The sequence below is a fragment of the Acinetobacter sp. AKBS16 genome (assembly GCF_002899995.1).
Taxonomy (GTDB): domain Bacteria; phylum Pseudomonadota; class Gammaproteobacteria; order Pseudomonadales; family Moraxellaceae; genus Acinetobacter; species Acinetobacter baumannii.
Genome location: NZ_POYH01000070.1, coordinates 18,828 through 22,218, shown reverse-complemented (window position 1 = coordinate 22,218; position 3,391 = coordinate 18,828). Strand labels below are relative to the sequence as shown.

5 protein-coding genes are annotated in these 3,391 nt (G+C 39.0%); all 5 read right to left on the bottom strand.

Annotated elements, in window-relative coordinates; genetic code table 11:
* Nucleotides 1-746: bifunctional molybdenum cofactor biosynthesis protein MoaC/MoaB (gene moaCB, locus C1642_RS12915; protein WP_103236409.1), on the bottom strand; the 746-nt coding region annotated here is incomplete at its 3' end.
* Between the two features lie 23 nt (nt 747-769).
* Nucleotides 770-1,255, bottom strand: a complete 486-nt coding sequence (locus C1642_RS12910) for a molybdenum cofactor biosynthesis protein MoaE (RefSeq protein ID WP_000657209.1) — start codon at nt 1,253-1,255, stop codon at nt 770-772.
* A gap of 3 nt (nt 1,256-1,258) precedes the next feature.
* Complete coding sequence (locus C1642_RS12905) at nt 1,259-1,513, bottom strand: MoaD/ThiS family protein (protein WP_103236408.1); 255 nt, start codon at nt 1,511-1,513, stop codon at nt 1,259-1,261.
* Nucleotides 1,514-2,554: a GTP 3',8-cyclase MoaA gene (moaA, locus tag C1642_RS12900; RefSeq protein WP_085941333.1), complete on the bottom strand. Its 1,041-nt coding sequence runs from the start codon at nt 2,552-2,554 to the stop codon at nt 1,514-1,516.
* Between the two features lie 226 nt (nt 2,555-2,780).
* Nucleotides 2,781-3,391: molybdopterin dinucleotide binding domain-containing protein (locus C1642_RS12895; protein ID WP_322869414.1), on the bottom strand; the 611-nt coding region annotated here is incomplete at its 5' end.

Genomic DNA, 3,391 nt, shown 5'->3' with positions numbered 1-3,391 from the left:
TTTTGTCCAAATGAGCGAGCAGCTTCCATTAAACCATCTAATTTACGTTCTAAAAGAGGCTCTAGCGTATCAACTGTAATGTCACGCTTACCAATTCCTGTCCCACCCACGGTCATAATACAAGCATACGATTTGGTGAGTTCTAGGACCAATTCTTTGAGATCATCTGCTTCATCAGGCAAAATTTGGTAATGGATCGGATCAAATCCAGCTTCAGTTAAAGTTTCAACTACAGATTTTCCGGCCGTATCCGGCTTTCTACCCGCTGCTACGGTGTCTGACAAGACAATAACAGCAGCCGAAACAGGTTGACGCAATACCCGTTTAAAATGGGATTTTCCACCTTTTTTCTTAAGTAGTTTACATTGATCCATCCAGAGTTCTTCTGGTTCACAATGAGGCTTTAACATATCGTAAATAGTTAAACCTGCAAGGCTTGCCGCCGTTAAAGCTTCCATTTCTACACCAGTTGGTCCAATGGTCTCAACGACAGCAATAATTTTTACAAAGTCATGTTCCAATTCATATTCTACATCTGCCCGATAAATCGGTAGCGGATGACATAGTGGAATCAGCTCATCAGTTCGTTTTGCTGCCAAAATTCCTGCAACACGTGCTGTTTTTAATGCATCACCTTTTTCCGTGTTTCCTTGTCTTAATAGTTCAATACAGTGCGGTGGTGCATATAAAATCGCTTGTGCTTCAGCAACACGATAACTTTCCGGCTTCATTCCTACGTTTTTCATTATTTATCCTAGTATTACATATTTCAGTGTGAGTGCTCATGGCCGGCATGATGATGGTGTTTGTGGTCGTGTGGTGTATCCTTACGAATACAACAGCCCTCTACATAATGACTTGTACCATCTGTAAAAAACTCTTCTTTAAAGACAGGTACTTCATGCTTTACACGTTCGACCGCTTCCTCACATGCCTGAAAAGCTTCACGGCGATGGGCTGCATACGCAATCGCAATAATGGCTGTTTCACCTACATTCAGGTATCCAATTCGATGAACCACTCGCACATAAGATACCTGATACTTTTTCTCAATTTCTAGTTCAATTTCACGTATCATTTTTTCTGCAAGCGGTTTATACGATGTATATTTCAGCGCCTTTACTGCTTTACCTTCATGGTGATTACGAACCGTACCCATAAAAATATCGATACCACCACATTCAGGAAAAGACTGAATCGGATCAAAAGTATCCAAGCTTAAAGCCTGCTCTTGTATTCTTGCGAACTCTTTCATGACTCATCCTCCGGCAACGGGTGATAATAAAACCAAAGTGCATGTTTCACTTAAGACAGTTTGTCTGGTTATGACATTATCACCAATCGCACATGCACATTTTTCCATGGCTTTTGTAGATTCCGGATGCAATAAAACAATTTCATCCAATACATCTTTAACTAGACTATGGTTAGGACAAACTAGCAAAAGATTTTCAGGAAGCAATTTTTCAATTGCACCAAATGCTTCGACTTTAATTTGGATAGATTGTTGCATTTATCCCCCAAGCATATGCATGCTGATTTTACGGGTTTGTTGATGTTGTAAGGCATGGAAACCTTTGGCTTTATGCCAGATATAAGGATGAACCAAATTCTTTAAATTTTGGATATACACACCATATTCCGGAGTATGTTGTTTGCTTACCAGCGTTTGAAGCTGAGGCTTAATATTTAAGCCTTGCGGCGCAAATAAACAGTTATATAGTTCGCCTTTTGCGGTAAGCCGTATACGGTCACATTGGTGGCAAAATGAATGCGTAATTGTGGAAATAATTCCTAAATGGTAGCTACCGTTAATTAGATATTGACGCGCTGGCTCATGTTGCTGCTCGATGACTTGTACCGAATAATACGGTTGCAATACCTGTAAAATTTCAGCCTCACTTACCACATCTTTATTTGACCAAAGTGCATCACCATCAAGCGGCATAAACTCGATAAAACGCAAAGGAATATGATGAGCAATTGACCATTTCACCATAGGTAAGATTTGATCATCATTTCTATCTTTCATTAACACGCAGTTAATTTTAAAAGGTAATCCTACTTCTTTTGCAGCTTGTATCCCCTCTAAAACAGGCTCCAATTTTTTCTTGGTCAACTCTTTAAACTGAACAGGATCTAAACTATCTAAACTAATGTTTAAATCATCTAATCCAGCATCTTTTAGCTGCTTGGCATGTTTAGCAAGGTAATGACCATTGGTAGTCATCGATATACGTTTTAAACCTAAACTTTTTAAAGACTGTAGATCTCGAATGAAATGAACAATACCTTGACGCATTAATGGTTCACCACCCGTAATGCGAATACTTTCGATACCTTGCTGCACCATAAAATGACAAAATTGAAAGAGCGCTTCAAAACTAAGCAAATCTTGTTTATTTAACCATTCTGGATGCTCAGGCATGCAATATACACACTTAAAATTACAGCGATCAGTTACAGAAATTCGTAACTTACGCTTGATGCGTCCATATTGATCTTGCAGAAGGCTTGGCGCAGTTTCAGAGTGATATTGTTTCATCATTTGCACTCATATCGAGAACAGTTCAAATATTGCGAGCACCGATTATGAACAATCAAATAGAAAAAATTGCGCCTAAATAGTGCTTTGCTTTTTATGCAAAATTTGTTCCAGCTCTACTTATCTTCCATAACATTTAAATTTTTATCGGTTTTTCACCGCGCCTTCTCAAGAATAATTTAAAAATAAATCTCGAGTTAGCGCGGTAAAATCTATGTTTTACTTGATTCTATTTCTAACACTTTTCTAAACGGATGGGTACATATTTATGGTACGGCGTTTTCGACAATGGATCACAATGTTCAGCAGAAATAAGTAAGTTTAATTGTGGTCCAATCGGTTCTCCATTTTGAAATCGCATACCATAGCCGTGTGGAAGTGATACGACACCTCTTCTCATCCCATCATCCAACTCAATAGCTACCTGAATTTCTCCATGCGCTGAGATACATTTAAGCTGCCCTCCTGCATCTACATTTAAGTGTCTTGCATCTTCAGGATGAATACGCAGTGCACCTTCTGCATCTACTTTTCGCCAAGCAGGGTCACGGTAAATTTGGTTGGCATTGTAACTACGGCGTTCACCTGACAAAAGGATGAAAGGAAACTCTTCAACATTAACGTTATGGCTTTTCAAGCTTGCGAGTTCACTTAACATCTCGGGAATTGCAAGACGTATTTTCTTATCTTTATAAGCTACCAGTTTCCAGACTTCGTCATATTCATGTTGCGATAAAACCATACCTGAACGTTGCTTTAATATCTGCTCAAATAGTTTGACACCTTGTGTTAACGGATTACCTTTATAACCTGCACGGCGTACTGCTTTGGTATGTAATACAGCAT

Bases quoted from the DNA above. Each gene is read 5' to 3' on its own strand.
- C1642_RS12910 (WP_000657209.1), bottom strand. From the start codon at position 1,255: ATGAAAGAGTTCGCAAGAATACAAGAGCAGGCTTTAAGCTTGGATACT.
- C1642_RS12905 (WP_103236408.1), bottom strand. From the start codon at position 1,513: ATGCAACAATCTATCCAAATTAAAGTCGAAGCATTTGGTGCAATTGAA.